General features: G+C 71.6%; 20 protein-coding genes. 15 read left to right on the forward strand and 5 right to left on the reverse strand.

Going from position 1 to position 21,324, the window contains the following annotated elements:
- Positions 1 to 7 precede the first annotated feature (7 nt).
- Both IPJ95_02020 and IPJ95_02025 read right to left on the reverse strand, forming a co-directional pair.
- On the reverse strand, positions 8 to 229 hold the full coding sequence (locus IPJ95_02020) for a hypothetical protein (GenBank protein MBK7922390.1): 222 nt from the start codon (positions 227 to 229) through the stop codon (positions 8 to 10).
- On the reverse strand, positions 229 to 2,598 hold the full coding sequence (locus IPJ95_02025) for a 5'-nucleotidase C-terminal domain-containing protein (protein ID MBK7922391.1): 2,370 nt from the start codon (positions 2,596 to 2,598) through the stop codon (positions 229 to 231). The genes IPJ95_02020 and IPJ95_02025 overlap by 1 nt, the downstream gene beginning before the upstream one ends.
- 94 nt (positions 2,599 to 2,692) lie before the next feature.
- Here IPJ95_02025 and IPJ95_02030 point away from each other — a divergent pair, with 94 nt between their 5' ends.
- The 4 genes from IPJ95_02030 to IPJ95_02045 all read left to right on the forward strand — a co-directional run bounded on the left by IPJ95_02030 (position 2,693) and on the right by IPJ95_02045 (position 6,079).
- On the forward strand, positions 2,693 to 3,070 hold the full coding sequence (locus IPJ95_02030) for a transcriptional regulator (protein ID MBK7922392.1): 378 nt from the start codon (positions 2,693 to 2,695) through the stop codon (positions 3,068 to 3,070).
- Entirely contained in the window at positions 3,067 to 3,774 is a 708-nt protein-coding gene (locus IPJ95_02035; GenBank protein ID MBK7922393.1) for a response regulator, read from the forward strand. Before IPJ95_02030 ends, IPJ95_02035 begins: the two co-directional genes overlap by 4 nt.
- Complete coding sequence (locus tag IPJ95_02040) at positions 3,771 to 5,492, forward strand: PAS domain-containing protein (GenBank protein ID MBK7922394.1); 1,722 nt, start codon at positions 3,771 to 3,773, stop codon at positions 5,490 to 5,492. Before IPJ95_02035 ends, IPJ95_02040 begins: the two co-directional genes overlap by 4 nt.
- Before the next feature lie 74 nt (positions 5,493 to 5,566).
- Positions 5,567 to 6,079: a phosphatase PAP2 family protein gene (locus tag IPJ95_02045; GenBank protein ID MBK7922395.1), complete on the forward strand. Its 513-nt coding sequence runs from the start codon at positions 5,567 to 5,569 to the stop codon at positions 6,077 to 6,079.
- Here IPJ95_02045 and IPJ95_02050 read toward each other — a convergent pair.
- A complete protein-coding gene (locus IPJ95_02050) occupies positions 6,004 to 7,158 on the reverse strand; it encodes a glycosyltransferase family 1 protein (GenBank protein ID MBK7922396.1) in 1,155 nt (384 codons plus the stop codon). The two genes, IPJ95_02045 and IPJ95_02050, sit on opposite strands and share 76 nt — an antisense overlap.
- Positions 7,159 to 7,313: 155 nt before the next feature.
- On the opposite strand from IPJ95_02050, the gene IPJ95_02055 reads away from it, so the two are divergent.
- The 9 genes from IPJ95_02055 (at position 7,314) to IPJ95_02095 (ending at position 16,665) form a co-directional block, all read left to right on the forward strand.
- Positions 7,314 to 8,150 (forward strand): alkaline phosphatase family protein, encoded by an 837-nt coding sequence (locus IPJ95_02055; GenBank protein ID MBK7922397.1) that lies wholly within the window; start codon positions 7,314 to 7,316, stop codon positions 8,148 to 8,150.
- 307 nt (positions 8,151 to 8,457) lie between these two features.
- Positions 8,458 to 9,612: a hypothetical protein gene (locus IPJ95_02060; GenBank protein ID MBK7922398.1), complete on the forward strand. Its 1,155-nt coding sequence runs from the start codon at positions 8,458 to 8,460 to the stop codon at positions 9,610 to 9,612.
- 115 nt (positions 9,613 to 9,727) lie between these two features.
- Positions 9,728 to 10,783, forward strand: coding sequence for a phosphate ABC transporter substrate-binding protein PstS (gene pstS / locus IPJ95_02065; protein MBK7922399.1), 1,056 nt, complete (start codon positions 9,728 to 9,730; stop codon positions 10,781 to 10,783).
- A gap of 134 nt (positions 10,784 to 10,917) precedes the next feature.
- Positions 10,918 to 11,904, forward strand: coding sequence for a phosphate ABC transporter permease subunit PstC (pstC, locus tag IPJ95_02070; GenBank protein ID MBK7922400.1), 987 nt, complete (start codon positions 10,918 to 10,920; stop codon positions 11,902 to 11,904).
- A 2-nt stretch (positions 11,905 to 11,906) separates the two neighbouring features.
- Positions 11,907 to 12,752 (forward strand): phosphate ABC transporter permease PstA, encoded by an 846-nt coding sequence (gene pstA, locus IPJ95_02075; protein MBK7922401.1) that lies wholly within the window; start codon positions 11,907 to 11,909, stop codon positions 12,750 to 12,752.
- A complete protein-coding gene (gene pstB / locus IPJ95_02080) occupies positions 12,745 to 13,512 on the forward strand; it encodes a phosphate ABC transporter ATP-binding protein (GenBank protein ID MBK7922402.1) in 768 nt (255 codons plus the stop codon). The genes pstA and pstB (IPJ95_02080) overlap by 8 nt, the downstream gene beginning before the upstream one ends.
- A 5-nt stretch (positions 13,513 to 13,517) precedes the next feature.
- Positions 13,518 to 14,399, forward strand: coding sequence for a phosphate ABC transporter ATP-binding protein (gene pstB / locus IPJ95_02085; protein MBK7922403.1), 882 nt, complete (start codon positions 13,518 to 13,520; stop codon positions 14,397 to 14,399).
- Complete coding sequence (phoU, locus tag IPJ95_02090; GenBank protein MBK7922404.1) at positions 14,396 to 15,115, forward strand: phosphate signaling complex protein PhoU; 720 nt, start codon at positions 14,396 to 14,398, stop codon at positions 15,113 to 15,115. The genes pstB (IPJ95_02085) and phoU overlap by 4 nt, the downstream gene beginning before the upstream one ends.
- Complete coding sequence (locus IPJ95_02095) at positions 15,112 to 16,665, forward strand: Ppx/GppA family phosphatase (protein ID MBK7922405.1); 1,554 nt, start codon at positions 15,112 to 15,114, stop codon at positions 16,663 to 16,665. Before phoU ends, IPJ95_02095 begins: the two co-directional genes overlap by 4 nt.
- Here IPJ95_02095 and deoC read toward each other — a convergent pair.
- Together deoC and IPJ95_02105 are read right to left on the reverse strand one after the other, a co-directional pair.
- Positions 16,662 to 17,411: a deoxyribose-phosphate aldolase gene (gene deoC, locus IPJ95_02100; protein ID MBK7922406.1), complete on the reverse strand. Its 750-nt coding sequence runs from the start codon at positions 17,409 to 17,411 to the stop codon at positions 16,662 to 16,664. The two genes, IPJ95_02095 and deoC, sit on opposite strands and share 4 nt — an antisense overlap.
- Positions 17,411 to 18,139 (reverse strand): rhomboid family intramembrane serine protease, encoded by a 729-nt coding sequence (locus IPJ95_02105; protein ID MBK7922407.1) that lies wholly within the window; start codon positions 18,137 to 18,139, stop codon positions 17,411 to 17,413. The genes deoC and IPJ95_02105 overlap by 1 nt, the downstream gene beginning before the upstream one ends.
- A gap of 111 nt (positions 18,140 to 18,250) precedes the next feature.
- Between IPJ95_02105 and IPJ95_02110 the strand changes: the two genes are divergently transcribed.
- Complete coding sequence (locus IPJ95_02110) at positions 18,251 to 19,081, forward strand: tetratricopeptide repeat protein (protein ID MBK7922408.1); 831 nt, start codon at positions 18,251 to 18,253, stop codon at positions 19,079 to 19,081.
- Positions 19,082 to 19,285: 204 nt separating this feature from the next.
- The gene (gene dnaK, locus IPJ95_02115) at positions 19,286 to 21,208 is read left to right on the forward strand and encodes a molecular chaperone DnaK (protein MBK7922409.1); all 1,923 of its coding nucleotides are present in this window, start codon (positions 19,286 to 19,288) and stop codon (positions 21,206 to 21,208) included.
- Positions 21,209 to 21,324 lie beyond the last annotated feature (116 nt).

Genomic DNA, 21,324 nt, shown 5'->3' on the forward strand with positions numbered 1-21,324 from the left:
GCCGTGGTCAGCCCCGCCGACTGGCGCGCTGCGCGCGCAGAATGGCGCCGCCAGTGAGCGGGGCGGCCAGTCCGACCTCGATCCCGCGCCCGTCGGTGACCAGCGCGGCCCCCGCCTCGACCAGCGGCAGCAGGTCGGGCTGCCCCAGGCGGAGGGCGTCGCCGACGGTGGCGCCCGCCGGAAGGGTGAGGGGCTGCTCATTGAGGAACACGCGAAGGTCGGTCGGCATCAGCGGTTGGGAATCAGGCGGCGGTCGGTGGGCAGCGCCACGGGCTGTGGCAGGCGGCGGAGGTACTCGCGGAGGACGCTCCCGCTGCGGCGGTCGCTGGCCGTGACCTCGAAGCGGCCCAGCTGCCCCGGAGTTCGGCAGCCGCGCCCGTCACGGCAATCGGCGGCACCCAGCGGGAATGTGGAGTCGGGGCCCAGCAGAGCCGCGCTCACCGCCAGCGTATAGCTGCCGGACCGGTTCAGCGACGCCCCGTTCACCAGCCGGACGCGGCGCACACGCTCGAACGGCTTGCGGCGCGGGTCATACTCCACCCGCGCCCCCGCGAGCGCGCAGCACGCTCCAGGATCGGCCAGCAGGTTCTCCAGCAGGGCCAGCACGTCCGTCCCCTTCATCCGCAGCAGCAGGAGCGGCCGGTCGGGGACGGCGCTGTCGAGCAGCGTGGCGGTCAGCGGGCCCGCCGGGAGCCCGCCGGGAAGCTCATCGCCGCGCGCAAGCGCGAGGTCGGCGCGCAGCGCGTTGCGGTAGGCGTCGGCGAGCAGGCGGGCGGCCCCGCCCTCCGGGCCGGGCGCGGCCGGCAGCCGCAGCGTGGCCACCGCATGACGAGCGATCGAGTCGGCCCGCGCCTCCGCGCGCGTCTCGGCCCGGGCGATCGAGTCCCGCCGCGCGATCTCCTCGTTGCTCGGCGGCGTGGGAAGCTGCAGGGGCGCCGGCGCCGGCTCCGGGGCGGGCGCCGGGGCGGGCCCGCGGATGAACAACGCCCGCGCCCGTTCGGCATAGTCCGCCGGGGCAAGGGTCCAGGTCGGCGCCCCCAGGGCATCGCCCCGCAGGGTGTGCCGCCGTGCCAGGTCGGCGAGCAACAGGTCGCGCACCGGTTCCTGCTTGTCGTAGACGACCGGCGCGCCGGCGAACGTGGTGGCGTTCCCGCCCCCCTGCTGCCGGTAGCTGCTGACCGCCACCGTGACGCTGTCGTCGGGACCCAGCGGGCGGCCGCGCACCTCGAGCCGGGTGATCCGGTTCCCCGGCGGCTGGCTCAGGTCGAGCGTCCAGGTGGCGCCACCGAGCAGTTCGAAGTTGGGGCCCGGCACGTATCGGTTCGGGGCCACCCGCCCGGTGGAGTCGACAAAGTAGTAGCGCGCCCCCTGCTCCATCGCGGCCCGCACCTGCGCGCCCGTCAGCCGCACGGCCCGCAACGTGTATTCGGCGGGATACAGCCGGAACAGCTCGGCCATCGTGATCTCGCCCTCGTCGACGCCGGCGCGCAGGTCGAACGCCGGCACCAGCGAGAGCTCGGCCCCGCTCACCCGCCGCTGCACCGCGTGCATCCAGCGCAGCAGGGGCACGTCCTCCACCCGCGCGGCGGCCAGGGACAGCCGGCGGTCCGACTCCCCCAGCACCGTCGTGATCCAGCCGAGCATCGCGCGGTGGGGCTCGGCCAGCCGCCGCGCCATCTGGGCCGAGGGGCGGACCTCTTCCAGCGCCACCCGCTCCGCGCGCACCCCGACCAGCCTGAAGTGGCCCCGTTCGCTGACCAGGGTCAGGTGCACCACCGCGAGGGTCCGGGCCTGCGCCTGCGGCTGCACGAAGTGCACCCCCTGGATGACCGTGTCGACGATCTCCTCGTGCGAGTGCCCGGCCACCACCAGGTCAGGACGGCTGGGGCCGGCCGCGAACTGCTCCGCCACATCCTCGCCCCCAAGCCCGGTGGTGTCATAGCTGGCACGGCCGCTCAGGCCGCTGTGCGCCAGGGCAATCACGAGGTCGCCGTCCTTCCGCGCCTCGCGCAGCACCGGCTCGATGCCCGGCGCGATCCGGTCCACCCGCAGCTGGTCGCCGAGCCGGCTCCGGTTGAGCACCATGGCGGCGGGGGTGGTGAACCCGGTCACGGCCACGCGGACGCCATTGCGCACCACGACGACGTACGCGGCGAAGGCGAGGGTGTCGGCGGGCAGGGCGCGGAGGTTGCCGCTCACCCAGTGGAACGTGGAGCCGGCGATCGCGCGATGGAACGCCGGGAGCCCGAAGTCGAAGTCGTGGTCTCCAGGGGTGGCGACATCGTAGCCGATGGTGTTCATGGCGTCGATGACCGGATGCGGGTCGCGGGCCGCGTTCCGGCCGTAGTACGCCGCGAGGGGGCTGCCCTGGAGGGCGTCGCCGGCATCGACCACGAGGACCTGGCCCGGGTACCGGTCCCGAAGGGAGTCGACCACCGTGGCCACCCGCGCCAGGCCGCCGGGCCACGGGACGTTCTGGAGGTAGTCCCAATCCGTCGCGTATCCGTGCACATCCGTGGTGGCCACCACCACCAGGCGGACCGTGTCGGCCTGAGGGGCGATGGCCAGCGCGCCCGCCATCATAAGGAAAGGGAGCATGTCGGAATATCCTCGGGCCACTTCCGGCCGCGCAATGCGTTCCATCACCCCCGCTTGCATTTCCGGCCCCGGCTGTGTATTCGTTTTGGCGCATATGACGCCGCCCCTGACCCTTCCGGACCTGCTTCAGGCCCTCAGGGAGCCGACCCGGCTCCGGATCCTCAACTGCCTTACGGCGGCGCCCCTGTTCGTGTCCGACCTGGTCCTGCTGCTCGAGGTGCCCCAGCCCACGGTCTCGCGGCACCTCCGGGTGCTGCGGGAGCTCGGGCTGGTCCGCGATACCCCGATCGCCCAGTTCGTGCTCTACCGCCTGCGCCGCCCGGCGGAGCCACTGGGCCGGGTGCTGTCGGCGGCCCTTGAGGCCTCGCAGGCCGACCCGACCTACCGCACCGAGCGCGAGCAGGCCACGGAACGCAGCCGCCGCCACGCCCGGACCCGCACCGACAGTACCCTGGAGGAACGCCCGGCATGAGCCATCGCATCCTTGTCGTCGATGACGAACCGGACATCACCGCCCTGGTGGCGTATCACCTGGCCAAGGCGGGCTACCGGGTCTCCACCGCGGCCAACGGACCCGACGCCCTCAAGTCGGCGCGCGAGGAACGGCCGGACATCGTGATCCTGGACGTGATGCTGCCGGGCGCCTCGGGGTACGACGTGCTGGCGGAGTTGCGGCGGCGGGAGGAGACGCGCGACGTCGGCGTCATCCTGCTCACCGCGCGGCGGGAGGAGCCGGACCGGATCCGCGGGCTCTCGCTCGGGGCGGACGACTACCTCACCAAGCCCTTCTCGCCCGCGGAGCTGGCGCTGCGGGTCAGCGCGCTGCTGCGGCGGCTCGCCGCCCCCGCGGTGGCCAGCGGCTCCACCCTGGCGGCGGGGCCCATCGCGATCGACCGCTCGGCGCACAAGGTCGCCGTCGATGGCGCCGAGATCGAGCTGACCGCCACGGAGTACAAGCTGCTGCTCACGCTGGTGGAGCGCCGGGGGCGGGTGCAGACCCGGCCGCAGCTCCTGGAGACCGTGTGGGAGGCGCAGCCCGACATCCAGACCCGGACGGTGGACATGCACGTCCAGCGGCTGCGGACCAAGCTTGGCGAGGCCGGGGACCTGATCGAGACGGTGCGCGGCTTCGGGTACCGCTTCCGCGGTGCCGAGCGCACCACGCGGCGCGCATGAGTTTCGCGGCCCGGCTGGTGTGGGGCACGATCCTGGTGATCGTGGTGGCCATCGCGGTGCACGTGGTGGGCGCGGAGATCGCGCTGCGCGGAGACCTCGAGCGCGACACCCGGGCCAACCTCGAGCGGGAGGCGCGGCTGGTGGCACGCGCACTGTCGGCGGACTCGCTGGCGTGGCTGGGCGACGTGGCCCACATCGCGCGCGAGACGGGCCTGCGGGTCACGCTGATCGCGCCCGACGGGCGGGTGGTCGCGGAGAGCGAGGAGGCGCCGGAGAGCGTGCCGCGGATGGAGAACCACGCCGAGCGGCCCGAGATCCGCGAGGCGCTGGCCGGCCGGGTCGGGAGCGACCGCCGGGTGAGCGCCACCGTGAACCGGCCGCTCCTGTACGTGGCGGTGCCCGGCGGGCCAGGGGTGGTCCGGGTGGCCGCCCCGCTGGCGGCCACCGACACCATCCTGAGCCACGTTCACAATGCCTTCTTCGGCGCGGCGCTGGTGGCGCTGCTCATCGGGTCGGGGCTGGCCCTGGTGGCGGGACGCTCCATCGCGCGCCCCCTGACCACCATCAGCCAGGCGGCCCGGTCCATTGCGCAGGGCGCGGTGCCGCGCTTCCCCCGCTCCGGCGTGCCGGACATCGACGAGCTGGTCCGGGCGCTGCGCGAGATGCACCAGCAGCTCGATGAGCGCTTTGCCGACCTGCGCCGGGAACGGGCGGAGAGCGCCGCGCTGGTGGAGGCCATGGTCGAGGGAGTCATCGCCGCGGACGCGCGCGGCCGCATCGTGACCGCCAACGGCGCCGCCCGGCGCCTGCTCGGCTACGAGCCGGAGGCCACCCTCCCCGCCCTGCCGCAGCTCTTCCGCGCCAAGGCGGCGCGCGAGGTGGTGGACGCGGTCCTGGATGGGCAGCGCATTCCGGAGCGCGAGCTGGAGCTCGACGGGCAGTCCGTCCTGCTCTCGGCCCGCCCCCTCGCCCACGGCGGCGCCCTGCTGGTGCTGCACGACGTCACCGAGCTGCGCCGCCTGGAGACGGTCCGGCGGGACTTCGTGGCCAACGTCTCCCACGAGCTCAAGACCCCCCTCACCTCCATCTCCGGCTACGCCGAGACCCTGGTGCAGGACCCGCCCGACGCGGAGACCATGCGACGGTTCCTCGGGGTGATCCACAACAACGCGCGCCGGATGCAGCGGCTGGTGGACGGGCTGCTCGACCTCTCGAAGATCGAGTCGGGGGGGTGGCGGCCCGCGCCGGAGCCGGTGGAGATCGGCGCGGTGGCCCGGGAGAGCTGGGGCCTGCTCGCCGACCGGGCCGAGCAGCGGAAGATCAGCTACCTGGGCAGCGTGGGACCGGAGGCCGCCTCCGTCTTCGCGGACCCGGACGCCGTGCGGCAGGTGCTCAGCAACCTGTTCGACAACGCCATCCGCCACACCCCGGCCGGCGGCCGGATCACCTTCAGCGCCGCGCGCCGGGATGGCGGGGTCCAGCTCGAGGTGCGCGACACCGGTGCCGGGATCCCCGCCGACCACCTGCCCCGCATCTTCGAGCGCTTCTACCGCGCCGACCCGGGGCGCGCGCGGGACGATGGCGGCACCGGCCTGGGCCTCGCCATCGTGAAGCACCTGGTCGAGGCCCATGAGGGCGAGGTCGACGCGGAGAGTCAGCTCGGCCGGGGCACCGCCATCCGCTGCTGGTTCCCCGACGAGGCCGGCATCCGATCGTGACGTAGCCTCCACCGGTCCGTGACACCGGCCGGCGATGCTTCGGCGAACGGGACGAGGAGGATTCCCTGCGCCGCATGCTGCTGAGGCTTACCACCCAGGACCGCCGGCTGGTCGCCGCGCTGGCGCGCCGCGAGGCGCCGGAGTGGCTTGACCGCGGCTTCCGCGTCCTCACCCATGCCGGCGGGGCCACGGCCACGATCAGCCTCTCGCTCGGGCTGATGCTGCATCCGGCCACCCGCGGCGCGGGTCTGGTCACGGGGGCGGCCAACCTGCTCTCCCACCTCGCGGTGCAGGGTCTCAAGCGCGCGATCGTCCGTCCCCGCCCCTCGCTCGCGATGCCGGGCGTCACCCCGCTGGCGCGGATCCCCGACCACTTCTCGTTCCCCTCCGGGCACTCCGCCGCGGCCATGGCGGTGGCGCTGGGCCTGCTGCTCGCGTTGCCCCTCGTCGGGCTGCCGGCGCTGGCGGTGGCGCTGCTGGTGGGGATGTCGCGGGTGTACCTGCGGGTGCACTACGCCACGGACGTGGTCGTCGGCCAGGCGCTTGGCGCCGGCGCGGCCGTGCTCGCGCACCTGAGCCTCTCGTAGTCCGCCTCGAGCTCGTCGAGCTCGCGATTCCAGTCCCGCCCCACTGCGAAGGCCCGCGCCGCCTGCCCCATCGCCGCGCGGCGCGGCTCGTCGCCCGCCAGCTCCACGATCCGGTCGGCGAAGCCGGCGGCATCGCCCGCCGGCACCAGGCATCCGGTGATCCCCTCCCGCAGGTTCTCGGGGATGCCGCCTGCCGCCGCGCCGATCACCGGCACCCCCGAGGCCAGCGCCTCGAGCGCCACCAGGCCGCAGGTCTCCGTGGGCGAGGGAAAGACGAACAGCTCCGCATCGGCGTAGATCCCGGCCAGCGCCTCGCGCGGGAGAAAGCCCAGGTGGCGCGCGAAGGGGAGCGCAGCGCGGACGGCGGCGGCTTCGGGGCCGTCGCCGGCCACCGTGAACCGGGCCCGATCCCCCAGCCGCGCCTGCGCCAGCGTGAACGCCGCCACCAGCGTGGCGACGTCCTTCTCCACGGCCAGCCGACCGACGTGCAGCACCTCGAGGGGCGCGGCGCCCCGCGGACGAGCGCGCCGGGACGGATGGAAGAGGGCGGTGTCCACCCCGCGCCCCCAGACCACCGGTCGGGGCACGCCGAGCGCAAGCAGGTCATCCCGGGTGGCGGCGCTCGGGGTCTGGGTGAAGGCCGCGCCCGCGTGGAAGCGCCGCAGCCACGCCCTGGTGGGACCCACGGCCCAGTTCCCCAGGTACTCCGCGGCGTAGCGCGGGAAGTCGGTGTGGAAGGAGGTGACCACCGGCAGGCCGCGGCGCCGGGCGTACGCCCCGCCGAAGAGGCCCAGCGGTCCCTCGGTCACCAGGTGGACCAGGTCCGGCCCGAAGCCGTCGAGGGCCCGAGCCAGTCCTCGGCCCCAAGGCCACGAGAGCCGCACTTGCGCGTAGCCGGGACAGGGCACCGCCGCGAGGCGGAGTACCCCGGACTCGTCGTCGGTGGGGCGGTCGTAGCGCGGCGAGAGGATCATGACCTCATGCCCGCGACGCCGGAGGCCGTCCCGCATGGTCGCGAGCACGGTGGTGACCCCGTTCACCTCGGGCCGGAAGGTGTCCGTGCAATAGAGGATTCGCATGCGGGAAGGCTCAGGTCACGCCGTCACGCGGCCACTACGGATAGGTCACGAGCGCGCGACACGGCGCCAGCCGTGCCCCATCCGGGACCGGGGCATCATGGATCGGTGACACGCCGGACCGAAGATTGCTCCACGACTCTACTCATGGAGTGATTGTGCCTGCTGGGTACCGGAGGGTGCTGCTGGTCATCATCGATGGGCTCCGTCCCGACGCCGTCACGGCCGCGGGCATGCCGACACTCGATCGGCTGATGACGCTGGGCTGGCGGGCAGGCGCGGCCACGACCGTGCGGCCGAGCGTCACCGTGGCGGCCCTCACGTCGCTGGCGACCGGGGTGTCTCCCGCACGGCACGGGATCGACCACCCGAGTCTGACCCGGCTGGGCCGAATCCGGGGCCTGGCACCGCTTCCGGTCGAACTCCGGCGGCACGGCGTGGAGACCACCATCCTTGCCCCCACCCTCGGCGGCGCCACCCGCTGGATGGCCGGTGCGCTGCTGCGCCTGGGCGGCGTGTCCCGGCTGGGGGGAGGGACCGGCGCCCCCGGGCTCCTGCTCGAACAGGCGGCGCTGCACCTCGCGGCAGCCAGCGGGCCAGCCTTCGTGGTGGCGTACGTCAACGACACCGATCTCGCCGGGCACGCCTGGGGCTGGATGTCGGCACCTTACCTCCAGGCCGCGGCGATCATCGACCGCGGCCTGCGCCACCTCGAGCCGCTGCTCGAGGACCCCGAGACGCTGGTGATCGTCACGGCCGATCACGGCGGAGGCGGGGTGCTCCCCAACGATCACGATCATCCGCACCCGATCAATGACCGCATACCGCTGGTGCTCCTCGGGACCGGGGTGCAGCGGACGGACGCGCCGGCAGGGTCGGCGCACCTGCTGGATATCCCGCCCACCGTCCTGTGGAGCCTGGGGGCGGCGATCCCCGCCCAGTACGAGGGGCGGGTGCTCAGTGAAGCCTTCGCGCCGGCCGAGGTGCTGGCGTGAGCCGGGAGGCGTCCCCGCGGCCGCCCAGGCCTGTGCCGCCCGAATCAGCGCCGGCTGGCCAGCCAGCGAATCGCCCTGGCGGTCCCGGGCCCCTGCTTGCCCTCGTCCTGTCTTCAGAGGACGCCCTCTTTCGTGACCCTTTCGCGGAGTTCTGCCCCAGCGGGCGCTGAGGAGCCCCTCATCGGGTGTCGTTACCTGGACGTTACCAAGCTGGACGGTGTTTGTGACGGTGTCCGGACTGATTGACCCCGGTCACTGGAGCGGTCTCGTGCTGCTCCCGCCTCTTCCACTCGTCCAGAGGACCGTCATGCTTCGCACCCGCCTCATCGGCGTCGGCCTGCTCTCCCTGCTCGGCGCGGCGTCCGCCGCGGCCCAGACCACCTATCCGAGCGTCAAGGTCACCGGCCGGCTGCAGAGCCAGTTCTACTACTTCGGCAACGAGGACTACGCCGCCACGACTGGCCCCCAGTCCAGCTTCTTCCTTCGCCGGGCCCGGGTCGAGGCGCGGGTGGCATTGAACGAGTACGTCCTCGCGTACATCCAGCCCTCGTTCGAGGGTGGCCGGGCGGCGGCCTCCAGCAGCTGCACCTCCACTTTGGACACGCTGGCGAACACCGTCACCACCAAGTGCACCAACGGCAACGGCGGCATCCGCCTGCGTGACGCCTGGATCGACGTGCGCCTCTCGAAGCCGGAGGCGCCCACCGCCTTCACGGTGCGGTTCGGCCAGGAGAAGCGCCCATTCAGCCGGTACGAGCTCACCTCCTCGAACAACCTGCCGTCGATCGAGCGGGGCGCCGGCCGGGGGCTGGTCGCGTCGCAGAGCAACGAGCTGTTCGAGAAGCAGGGCCTGCTTTCCCATGATGTCGGTGTGAGCGGGCGGGTCGAGCGGAAGCTGGACGCCACCGGGCGGATGGTGTCGCTGGTGGCGGGGATCTACAACGGCCGCGGCGAGTCGCTCAACGACAACAACAACGCCAAGTCGTTCGGCATCCGGGCCTCGGCGGACGTCTGGAACAAGCTGAGCGTGGGCGGCGCGTACTTCTCGCACGACCAGATCGTCGGCGCCGACAGCGCCTTCCGCAACAAGGGCTACGGGGTGGACGCGCAGTGGAGCAAGGTGGGTGAGCCCGGGCTCTTCGTGCTGGCCGAGGTGCTGAGCGGCGAGCAGGCCAACGCCGGGCGGACCAAGATGCTCGGCCTGCAGGGCCTGGCGGCGTACAACATCCGGATGGCGAGCCCGACCTCCTGGCTGTACGCGATCGAGCCGTCCCTCCGCATGGATGTCGCCGATCCGGACACCGACACCGACGACGACGGGGCCACCCTGATCACGGGGTCGGTCGCCTTCTACATGACGAGCAAGGCGCTGCTGCGGGTCGGGGTGGACCACCAGAGCTTTCAGGCCAGCGGCGCCAAGAGCATCACCGGCGTCCGGGGCTCGATGCAGGTCAACTTCTAGCCGGCGTGACGGGTTCGTGACAGAGCCGGGGGCGGTCCGTGACCGTCCCCGGCGTTCTTCCGCCCGGGTCGCAGGTGCGGCCCGAGCCGATCAACCGAGTCCAAGGAGCGTATTCATGTCTGCTGGTCTGCTGCGCGGCCGCCTCGCCCTGGTGGCGCTGCTCGCCGCCGGTGCTGCCTCCCAGGCCGAGGCGCAGAAGCTCACGGGGGCCGGGGCGACCTTCCCCAACCCGATCTACACCAAGTGGTTCGATGCCTACAGCAAGAAGGCCGGTGTCCAGATCAACTATCAGTCGATCGGGTCGGGCGGCGGCATCCGGCAGTTTACCGAGGGCACCGTCGACTTCGGGGCCAGCGACGGGCCGATGAACGAGAGCCAGATCCAGGCCGTGTCGGGCAACGTGGTGCATATCCCGACGGTCCTGGGCTCCGTCGTGGTGACCTACAACCTGCCCTCGCTCGGCACGACCCAGATCAAGCTCGACGGCAGCACCCTCGTCGATATCTTCATGGGCCGGATCACCAAGTGGAACGACAAGCGGATCCAGGCGCTGAACCCGGGCATCGCGCTGCCGGGCATCGACCTGATCCCCGTCCACCGGTCGGACGGATCCGGGACCACCTACGTGTTCACCGACTACCTGACCAAGTACTCGCGGGAGTGGAAGGACAAGGTCGGGTATGCCACATCCGTCAACTGGCCGGTGGGGCTCGGCGGCAAGGGCAATGAAGGCGTGACCCAGCAGGTGAAGCAGGTGGAAGGCGCGGTTGGATACGTGGAACTGATCTACGCCATCGCCAACAAGCTCCCCTTCGCGCAGATCAAGAACTCCGCGGGCGCCTTCGTGGTGCCGACACTCGAATCCACGACGGCAGCGGCCGGCAGCGTGAAGCTCGCGAAGGACACCGACTTCCGGGTGTCCATCACCAACGCCCCCGGCGCCGCCACCTACCCGATCTCCTCGTACACCTGGCTTCTGGTCAAGGTGGACAATCCGGACGCCACCAAGGCCAAGTTGATCCGGGACTTCCTGGCGTGGATGATCACGGATGAGGCCCAGAACATGGCAAAGGACCTGTCCTATGCCCCACTCCCCGCCGGTATCCGGGAATTGATCGCGGAGCGGATCCGTAGCCTTCGGAGCGCCGGCAAGCCGATCGCGTCGAACTAGCCTGCGACGCCTCCGGGCTGCGTGACAGCGGGACCGGGGTTTGCCCCGGCCCCGCTGTGTTGTTCCGGGCGACGTGACACATCCGTTACAATCCCGTGACCGTTCGGGGAGGGGGCCCCGGTACACTCCCGGCCATGACGTCAGCCCCGCCTCCCGAGGCCTCACCGCCTGCCGCGGCCCTCCCCACCCTTGAAGCCTCCCGGCGTGGGGACCGGGTCTTCAAGGGCCTGCTTACGATGACGGCGCTGGCGGTCCCGGTGCTGATGGGATTCCTGGTCTACGAGCTGTATGACGGCGCCCACCTGGCCATCGACCGGTTCGGCCTCCGGTTCATCACCGGCAACGTCTGGGACCCGGTGGCTGAGGAGTTCGGGGCGCTGCCGCTCATCATCGGGACCCTGGTCTCGTCCTGCCTCGCGCTCCTCATCGCCGTCCCGTTATCGCTGGGCGTGGCGGTCTACCTGACCGAGTTCGCCCCGACGGCGATCCGCCAGCCCATCGCCTTCCTGATCGAGCTCCTCGCGGCGATCCCGAGCGTGGTGTACGGGCTGTGGGGCATCTTCGTGCTGATCCCGGCCCTCAAGTCGACCGTGTTCCCGTTCCTCCGGGAGACCCTCGGGTTCCTCCCGTTCTTCCAGGGCCCGATCTACGGGCCGTCGATGGGCGCCGCCAGCATTATCCTGGCCATCATGGTGATGCCATTCATCATGTCGGTGGCCCGGGAGGTCCTGCTGGCGGTCCCCGGCACCCAGCGGGAGGCGGCGCTGGCGCTCGGGGCCACCCGCTGGGAGGCGGTCATGTCGGCCATCATCCCGTACGCCCGTTCGGGGATCATCGGGGCGGTGATCCTGGGCCTGGGCCGGGCGCTGGGCGAAACGATGGCCGTCACCATGCTGATCGGCAACCGGAACGAGATCTCCGCCTCGCTCTTCGCGCCCGGCTATACCATGGCCGCGGTGATCGCCAACGAGTTCACCGAAGCGGTCGGCGACATGCACCTGGCGGCGCTCGCGTACGTCGCGCTGGTGCTCTTCATGCTCACGGTGCTGGTGAACGCCGCGGCGCGCCTGCTGATCTGGCGCGTGTCAGGGCGCGCGCCGGCCGGCGGGAAGGGGGCCTGAGCATGAACCGCCGCGTCTGGCGCCGCTGGGTGAGCAATGGCATGGTGGGACTGATGATCGTCGCCGTGGTCCTGGCGGTGCTCCCACTCCTGCTGATCCTGCTCAACCTGCTGGTCAAGGGTGCCGGCAGCCTGTCGGTCGCGTTCTTCACCCGGATGCCGGTCCCTGCGGGCGAGACCGGCGGCGGCGTGGCGCACGCCATCGTGGGCACGCTGATCATCGTCGGCATGGCCAGCGTGATCGGCCTGCCCTTCGGCATCGGCGCCGGCATCTACTGCGCCGAGTTCCCCCGGACCCGCCTGGCACTGGCAACCCGGTTCATCGCCGACGTGATGAACGGGACCCCATCGATCGTGGTCGGCGTGTTTGCCTGGGCGCTGATCGTGGCGCGCACCAAGCAATTCTCGGCGCTCGCCGGCAGCGCGGCGCTGGCGATGCTGATGATCCCGATGGTCATGCGCACCACGGAGGAGCTGATCAAGCTCGTGCCCAACTCGCTCCGGGAGGCCGCCCTGGCGCTGGGCTACCCGCGGTGGCGCACCACCCTGAGCATCGTCCTGCGGACGGCGCTCCCCGGGATCGTCACGGGCAGCCTGCTCGCGGTGGCCCGGGTGGCGGGCGAGACCGCCCCCTTGCTGTTCACGGCGCTGGGCAGCCAGTTCATGAGCCTCAACCTCACCGAGCCGATGGCGGCGCTCCCCCTGACCGTGTTCAACTACGCCATCGGTCCCTACGAGGAGTGGCACCGCTATGCGTGGGCCACGGCCCTGGTGCTGATCCTCGTGGTGCTGGTGCTCAGCCTGGCGGCCCGGCTGGCCACCCGGCGGAGATTCCAGCTCAATGGCTGAGGCGCCCATCCGGATCAGCACCGAGCACCTGACGGCCGTGTATGGCAAGTTCACGGCGGTGAAGGACGTGTCGCTCGCGTTCCGGGCCAATACCGTCAACGCGCTGATCGGGCCGTCGGGGTGCGGCAAGTCCACCTACCTGCGCACGCTCAACCGGATGCACGAACTGTCCGACGGTGGCTGGATCACCGGCAAGGTGCTGCTCGACGGTGAGGACATCTATGGCCCGAAGGTGAGCCCCATGCAGCTCCGCCGGCGCATCGGGATGGTGTTCCAGAAGCCGACCCCCTTCCCCACGATGTCGATCTATGACAACGTGGCGGCGGGCCTGCGGCTCAACGGCCGGGTGGCCCGGCGGGCGCTCGACGAGGTGGTGGAACGCTCGCTCCGGCAGGCCGCGCTGTGGGACGAGGTCAAGGACCGCCTGGGGACGAGCGCGCTGGCGCTCTCCGGCGGGCAGCAGCAGCGGCTGTGCATCGCGCGGACCATCGCGCCGCGGCCGGAAGTGGTGCTGCTGGACGAGCCCACCGCCTCCCTCGACCCGGGCGGGACCCAGCGCATCGAGGAGCTGGTCTTCGAGCTCAAGCGGGCCTTCACGATCGTGATCGTGACCCACAACATGCAGCAGGCCGCCCGGGTGAGTGACACCACGACCTTCTTCTACATGGGGTCCATGATCGAGACGGGCCCCACCCGCCAGATCTTCACCGCCCCGCGCGAAGAACGCACGGAAGCCTACATCACGGGACGTTTCGGATGAGCCCCATGACCACGAACCCCGCGACACCCGGCTCCGTGCCGGCCCCGAGCCCGGCCGCCGCGCCGGCCCTGCCGCTCCTGCGGACCACCCTGACCCCGCGGGCCTCCCAGCCGGCGGCGGTGCCCGGGACGGCCCCCGCGGTCAGCGCGCGGGACTTCCGCTTCAGCTACGACGGGCGCACGCCCACCCTCAAGGGCATCACCCTCGACATCGCCCCGCGGATGGTCACGGCGATCATCGGGCCGTCGGGGTGCGGCAAGTCGACCTTCCTGCGCTCGATCAACCGGATGCACGATCTCATCCCCGCCCACAAGTACGAGGGAGAGATCCTGCTCCACGGCACTTCGATCTTCGCGCCCGGCACCGACCTGGTGACGCTGCGGCAGCGGGTGGGAATGGTGTTCCAGCGCCCCAACCCGTTCCCCAAGTCGATCTACGACAACGTGGCGTACGGCCCGACCCTCAACCGGCTGGTGCCCCGCCGCGACATCCCGGACCTGGTGGAGCGGTGCCTGCGGCAGGCCGCCCTGTGGGACGAGGTGAAGGACCGGCTGGAGGAACCAGGTACCGGGCTCTCGGGCGGCCAGCAGCAGCGGCTGTGCATCGCGCGGGCGCTGGGCAACCAGCCCGACATCCTCCTCATGGACGAACCCTGCTCGGCGCTCGACCCGATCGCCACCCAGAAGGTCGAGGAGCTGATCTTCGAGCTCAAGGCGGCGTACACGATCGTGATCGTGACCCACAACATGCAGCAGGCCGCGCGGGTGAGCGACGTGACGGCGTTCTTCGACCGGGGCGAGCTGATCGAGACCGGCGACACCGAGCGGGTGTTCACCACCCCGGCGAACGAGCGGACGGAAGCGTACATTACCGGGAGATTCGGATGAGCGTCGACATGCACCGGCACTTCCACGACGAGCTGAACGACGTGAAGGTCCGCCTGCTCACCATGTCCGGGGAGGCCGAGGCGGCCCTCGGCCTGGCCGTGGAGGCCCTGCTCGAGCGGGATGGCGCCAAGGCGCAGGCGGTCATCCAGAACGACCGGGTGATCGACACCATGGAGATGGAGGTCGAGGAGACCTGCATCAACCTGCTGGCCCTGCAGCAGCCGATGGCGCGCGACCTCCGCATGCTCACCTCCGCGCTCAAGATCGCCAACGACCTCGAGCGGGTGGGGGATCACGCGGTGAACATCGCCCAGTCGGCGGCGCGGCTGGCGCAGGCCCGGCCGATCACCCCCGAGCCCGAGATCGTCGAGATGGCGCGGCTGGCCCGCGACATGCTCTCCGACGCCCTCGAGGCCTTCATCCGCGGCGACGCCGACGAGGCCCGGGAGATCTGCCTCCGGGACGACAAGGTGGACACCCTGCACCGCTCGGTGTTCCGCATCCTGCTCACCCACATGATGGAAGACCCGCACATGATTGGCGCGGGGATGGAGCTCTTCCTGGTGAGCCGCAACCTCGAGCGGGTGGCCGACCTGGCCACCAACGTGGCGGAGGACGTCGTGTTCCTGGTCGAAGGGAAGTCCATCAAGCACCACGCCGAGGACCGGGGCGAGCCCCGGAGCTCGGGCACGCACCGGAGCCCCCCCGCCGCATGACCGTCGTCGCCCTCCCCGAGCGCCGCGAGCGCCTGGCCGCCATCGACGTCGGCTCCAACTCGGTGCGCCTGCTGGTGGCCGAGTACGGCCCCGAGTCCGGCATCACGGTGATCGACGAAGTGAAGGAGCAGCCCCGTCTGGCCGCGGGGGTGGCGCAGACCGGCCGCCTCGACGACCTGGCCATGGCGCGGGCGATCGAGGCGCTGCGCCTGATGGTCGGCGTCGCGGAGCGCCGCGGCGTGAGCCGCACGGCGGCGGTGGCCACCGCGGCGGTCCGGGAGGCCACCAACGGCGAGGCGTTCATCCGCCGGGTCAAGGAGGAGGTCGGCCTCGAGCTCCGCATCATCGACGCGGACACCGAGGCCGCGCTCTCCTACCGGTCGGTGGCGCATCACTTCCCGCTCGAGGGCGGACGCACCGTGGTGGCCGACATCGGCGGCGGGAGCCTGGAGCTGATCGGCGCGGTGGACGGCCTGATCGAGCACAGCCTGTCACTCCCCTTCGGGGCGGTCCGGCTCACCGAACTGCATCTCTCCGGGGCCCCCGATCCGCGCGCGGCGGTCAAGCGCCTGCGGGAGTACCTGCGGCGGCAGTTCCGCCGCAAGCTGCCGATCCGGGACTGGGCCGCCCCGACCCTCATCGGCTCGGGCGGCTCGTTCACCAACCTGGGCCGCATGGCCGCCGCGCGCCGCGGGCTCTCCGCCGCCGACCCGGTGCATGGGGCCAGCGTGACGATCGCCGAGGTGGAGCACCTGCTCGACTGGCTCACCGCGATGAGCCCTGACAAGCGCGCCCAGGTGGACGGCCTCTCCCCCCATCGCGCGGACATCATCCTGGCCGGGCTCGCCGTGACCGCCGAGGTGCTGGAACGGATCGAGGCGCGCGAGGTGAAGGTGAGCGCCTTCGGCCTGCGGGAGGGGCTGCTGCTCGAGATGGCGGGCGCCGCCGTCGCGCCGGCGGCGGTGGAGCCGCTCCGCCTCATCCGCGAGTTCGCCGAGCGCTGCCACGTGGACCGGCGGCACGCGGAGCATGTCCGGGTGCTGGCGCTCAATCTCTTCGACCTGCTGTCGGACAAGCTCGACGCCGCCCCCGAGGAGCGGGGCCTGCTCGAGGCGGCCGCGCTGCTGCACGACGTCGGCCAGCTGGTGAGCTACCGGAAGCATCAAAAGCACAGCTACCAGCTCATCATCCACGCCGACCGCCTGCCCTTCTCCCCCCGGGAGCGCCAGCTGGTGGCGCTCATCAGCCGCTACCACCGGCGCCGGGGGCCCCGCAAGCAGCACGCGGTGTTCGGGGTGCTGCCCAAGCCGGACCAGCAGCTGGTGCGGCGGCTCGCGGGGATGCTGCGGGTGGCGGAGGGGCTCGACCGCGGGCACACGGCGATCGTCGAGAAGCTGGCGCTGGAGTTCTGCCCCACCCGCCTCACCATCAAGGCGGTGCCCCGGTATGCCGGCGCCGACCTCGCGCTGGAGTGCTGGGGGGCGGAGGAGCAGGCCGATGTGCTGGCGCGCGTGATGGCGCGCGAGGTGAAGGTGGAACCGGCCGTCTAGCCCCCCGCGGCGGACGCGCCGGCATGACCGGCGTCCGCCGCGAGCAGGTCACCCAGGGGCCGCCCCGCCCCCACGGCCGGCCATCCCGCCGCCGCGGAGGTGCCGAGCCGGCTGGCGCCCGCGCGGAGCATCCGCAGCGCGTCGTCGACGGTCCGGACGCCCCCCGAGGCCTTCACCCCGGCCCGGTCCCCCACGACCCGCCGTATCAGCTGCACCGCCTCGACGGTGGCGCCGCCCGCCGGGTGGAAGCCGGTCGAGGTCTTCACGTACAGCGCTCCCGCCTCGACGGCGGCGCGGCAGGCGAGTTCCAGCTCCCGCGGCGTGAGGGCCGCGGACTCCACGATCGCCTTCACCGGCCGGCCCCGGGCGGCGTCGACGACCGCGGTGACCTCGTCGCAAACCTCCTCCCAGCGCCCCCCTTTCACCGACCCCAGCGGGAGGACCATATCCACCTCGGTGGCCCCGTCGGCCACCACCAGGCGGGTCTCGGCCGCCTTGGCCACCAGGCCGTTGGCGCCGAGGGGGAAGCCCACCACCGCCACCACCGCCACCGGGCTCCCTCGCAGCCGGGCCACGGCCTCGCCCACCCACTGGCCGTGCACGCAGATGGCACCGAAGCGGAGCCGGACGGCCTCGTCGCACAGCCGGGCGATCTCCTCCGCCGTGGCCTCGGGCTTGAGCAGGGTGTGATCCACCAGGGCGGCGAGCGGGGCGGCGAGGTGCGGCAGCAGCCAGGGAGCGGGCATCAGCGAAGTCCGTGCACGGAGCGGTGGGCGGCGAGCAGGTCGGGGTCACGGAACAGCGGGGTGAGCAGCAAGCCGCCGAGGAAGCCCCCCACGTGGGCCCAGAAGGCGACACCGCCGCCCTCGGTGGGCGCCACGGTGCCGCTCAGCAGCTGCAGCAGGAACCAGTACCCGAGCATCACGTAGGCGGGGATCACCATCATCCGGGCGAAGATGCCGAGAAAGACGAACGTCACCACGCCGGCCCGGGGGTAGAGCGCCACGTAGGCGCCCATCACTCCACCGATGGCGCCCGACGCGCCCACCATCGGGATCAGGGACCCGGGGCCCGCAGCCGTCTGCGCCCCCGCCGCGGCGAGCCCGGCGAGCAGGTAGAACAGCAGGAAGCGCCCCCGCCCCATGACATCCTCGACGTTGTTCCCGAAGACGTGGAGGAACCACATGTTCCCGATCAGGTGCATCCAGCTGCCGTGCAGGAACATCGAGCTGAGCGGCACCAGAACCCCGCCGGTGTACTCCGCGGGGCAGATCCCCCCGGCGGCCGGGACGCTGGCCCCGAGATGCCCCAGCAGGTCGGCGGGGATGAGCCCGTAGGCGCAGATGGACCGGGTGAGCAGCGGCTCCGATCCCATCCCCTGCACCAGCACCCACACGCCAACGTTCAGCCCGATCAGGGCGTAGGTGATGACCGGCGTACGGAGCGTCGGGTTCTCATCGCGGATCGGCAGCATGCGGGAATATCCCCGCCCGCCGCGCGGGTGACAACCGCCACGCCGCGCCCCATATTGGCGGGCGCACTCCCGGCGACCCGGCGCCCCCACTCACCTCAAGGCGAGCCCCTCATGCCAGACATCGGCGTCCTGCATCCCCAGATCGTGCACTTCGTGGTGGCCCTCGGCATCGTGGGCGTCTTGTTCCGCATCGTCTCGCTGAGCGGCGCGCTGGCGTGGACCAAGCCGGCGGCCACCGTCCTGCTGCTCGTGGCCGCCGTCGCGGCGCTCGCCGCGGCCAAGTCGGGCGAGGAAGCGCACGGACCCGCCGAGCGAATCCCCGGCGCCCGTGAGGCGGTGCATGAGCACGAGGAGGCGGGCGAGTGGGCCCGCAACGTCTTCCTGCTGATCGGGCTGCTGGAGGTGGCTGGCGTGGCGCTGCGGCAGAAGCCGGCGGGCAAGTGGCTCCTGGTGGCGTCGGGCGTGGCGGGCCTCGCGGGCATCGGTGCCCTGTACCGGGCCGGTGAAGCGGGCGGTGAACTGGTGTACAGCTACGCGGGGGGCGTGGGCACCCGGTCCGGTGAAGCGGCGGACGTGCAGCGGCTGCTGACGGCCGGCCTGTACCACCAGGCGGCGGCGGCCCGGGAAGCCGGCCGGCCCGAGGAGGCGGCGCGCCTGACGGAGGAGCTCGCCCGGCAGCACCCGGAGGATGCCGGCATCCGCCTGCTGGTCATCGAGTCGCAGTTCCAGGACCGGAAGGACTTCGCCGGCGCCCTCGCCGCCCTGGACCAGGTTCCGGTGCCGGCCGAGGATCCACGGCTGGCCGTCCGGCTGGGCCTGATGCGCTCGGACATCTACGTGGCCGCCGGGCACCCCGACTCGGCACGGGCCACGCTGACCGCACTGGCCCAGCAGTTCCCCGACAGCCGGTGGATCAAGGACGCGCTGGACCGGATCAAGTAGGGCCCCGCACTTCACGGGCTGGCAGGTCGGCCGCCTCGGCCTGCCAGCCCACCACCCGCCTGGTCGCCGCACTGCCATTTCAGGCCAAAAAGGCAGTTTTTCGCGGTACGCCCCTTGCCTTGAGCGGGGGCGACGCCGAACGCGTTGGCCGGCAAGGCCTTAACAGGCGCCGGCCCATCCCACGGCAGACGAAAGGATCAGGACATGGGCTCCAAAATCATTGGCATCGACCTCGGCACGACCAACTCGGTGGTGGCGGTCATGGAGGGCGGCGACCCGGTCGTCATCCCCAACGCCGAGGGCGGGCGGACCACCCCCTCGGTGGTGGCGTTCACCAAGGACGGGGAGCGGTTGGTGGGCCAGGTGGCCAAGCGCCAGGCGGTCACCAACCCGAAGCAGACCATCTTTTCCATCAAGCGGTTCATGGGCCGGAAGATCTCCGAGGTGACGGAGGAGTCCCGGCGCGTGCCGTACAAGATCGACACCGGCCCCAACGGGCTGGCGTCGGTGGAGATCGCGGGCAAGAAGTACACGCCGCCCGAGATCTCGGCGATGATCCTCCAGAAGATGAAGCAGACGGCCGAGGACTACCTGGGCCACAAGGTCGAGAAGGCGGTGATCACCGTCCCGGCCTACTTCAACGACTCGCAGCGTCAGGCCACCAAGGACGCGGGCAAGATCGCGGGCCTCGAGGTGCTGCGGATCATCAACGAGCCGACGGCGGCGGCGCTGGCGTATGGGCTCGACAAGAAGAAGGAAGAGAAGGTCGCGGTGTTCGACCTCGGCGGCGGCACCTACGACATCTCGGTGCTGGAGCTGGCCGAGGGCGTCTTCGAGGTGAAGAGCACCAACGGCGACACCCACCTGGGCGGCGACGACTTCGACCAGCGGCTGATCGACTGGCTGGTGGCCGAGTTCAAGAAGGACCAGGGCATCGACCTCTCCAAGGATGCCATGGCGCTGCAGCGCCTCAAGGAAGCGGCCGAGAAGGCCAAGATGGAGCTGTCGAGCACCCAGCAGACCGACATCAACCTGCCGTTCATCACGGCGGACCAGTCGGGCCCCAAGCACCTCAACGTGCAGCTCACCCGGGCCAAGTTCGAGCAGCTGGTGGACGACCTGATCCAGCGCACCCTGCCGCCGATGCAGCAGGCGCTCAAGGACGCGGGCCTCGACCCGAAGGACATCGACGAAGTGATCCTGGTGGGCGGCTCGACCCGGATCCCGAAGATCCAGGAGATCGTGAAGACGTTCTTCGGCAAGGAGCCGAACAAGTCGGTGAACCCCGACGAGGTGGTGGCGATCGGCGCGGCCATCCAGGGCGGCGTGCTGGGTGGCGAGGTGAAGGACGTGCTGCTGCTCGACGTGACCCCGCTGTCGCTCGGCATCGAGACGCTGGGCGGGGTGACCACGGTGCTGATCCAGCGGAATACGACGATCCCGACCAAGAAGTCGGAGGTCTTCTCCACCGCCGAGGACAACCAGACCACGGTCGAGATCCACGTGCTGCAGGGCGAGCGCCAGATGGCCATCGACAACCGGACCATCGGCAAGTTCCAGCTCACCGGGATCCCGCCGGCCCCGCGCGGGATGCCGCAGGTCGAGGTGACCTTCGACATCGACGCCAACGGCATCCTGCACGTCTCGGCCAAGGACAAGGCCACGGGCAAGGAGCAGAAGATCCGGATCGAGGCCTCCAGCGGGCTGTCGGACGCCGAGATCGAGAAGATGGTGAAGGGCGCCGAGGCCCACGCCGCGGATGACAAGAAGCGGCGCGACCAGATCGAGGCCCGCAACCAGCTGGACGCGCTGGTGTACAAGGTGGAGAAGGACAGCAAGGAGTGGGTGGAGCGGCTGGCGGCCGACGCCAAGGGCCGGCTCGACAACGCGGTCGAGGGGGCGAAGGGCGCGCTCAAGACCGGCGATCCGGAGCTGATCCAGAAGGCCCTGGACGAGCTCAACGGGGCCTACTCCGCGGCCGGCGCCTCGCTCTACCAGGCGGCCCAGTCGGCCCAGTCGGCCGGCGGCTCCACGGGGGAGGCCGGCGCGGCCGGCGCCACCGAGAAGCCCAAGGACGACGTGGTCGAGGCGGACTACGAGATCGTGGACGACACCAAGAAGTCGTAAGCGGCTCGGAGGCAATCGGTTAAGGCAGGCCCGGGCAGCGGGAAACGGGAAGCGTGGCACCGGCGCAGGCGACGGGGCGCCCGCTTCCCGGTTCCCGTTTCCCGTCCCCCGGCGGG

This window comes from Gemmatimonadota bacterium (assembly GCA_016713785.1).
Taxonomy (GTDB): Bacteria; Gemmatimonadota; Gemmatimonadetes; order Gemmatimonadales; family GWC2-71-9; genus JADJOM01.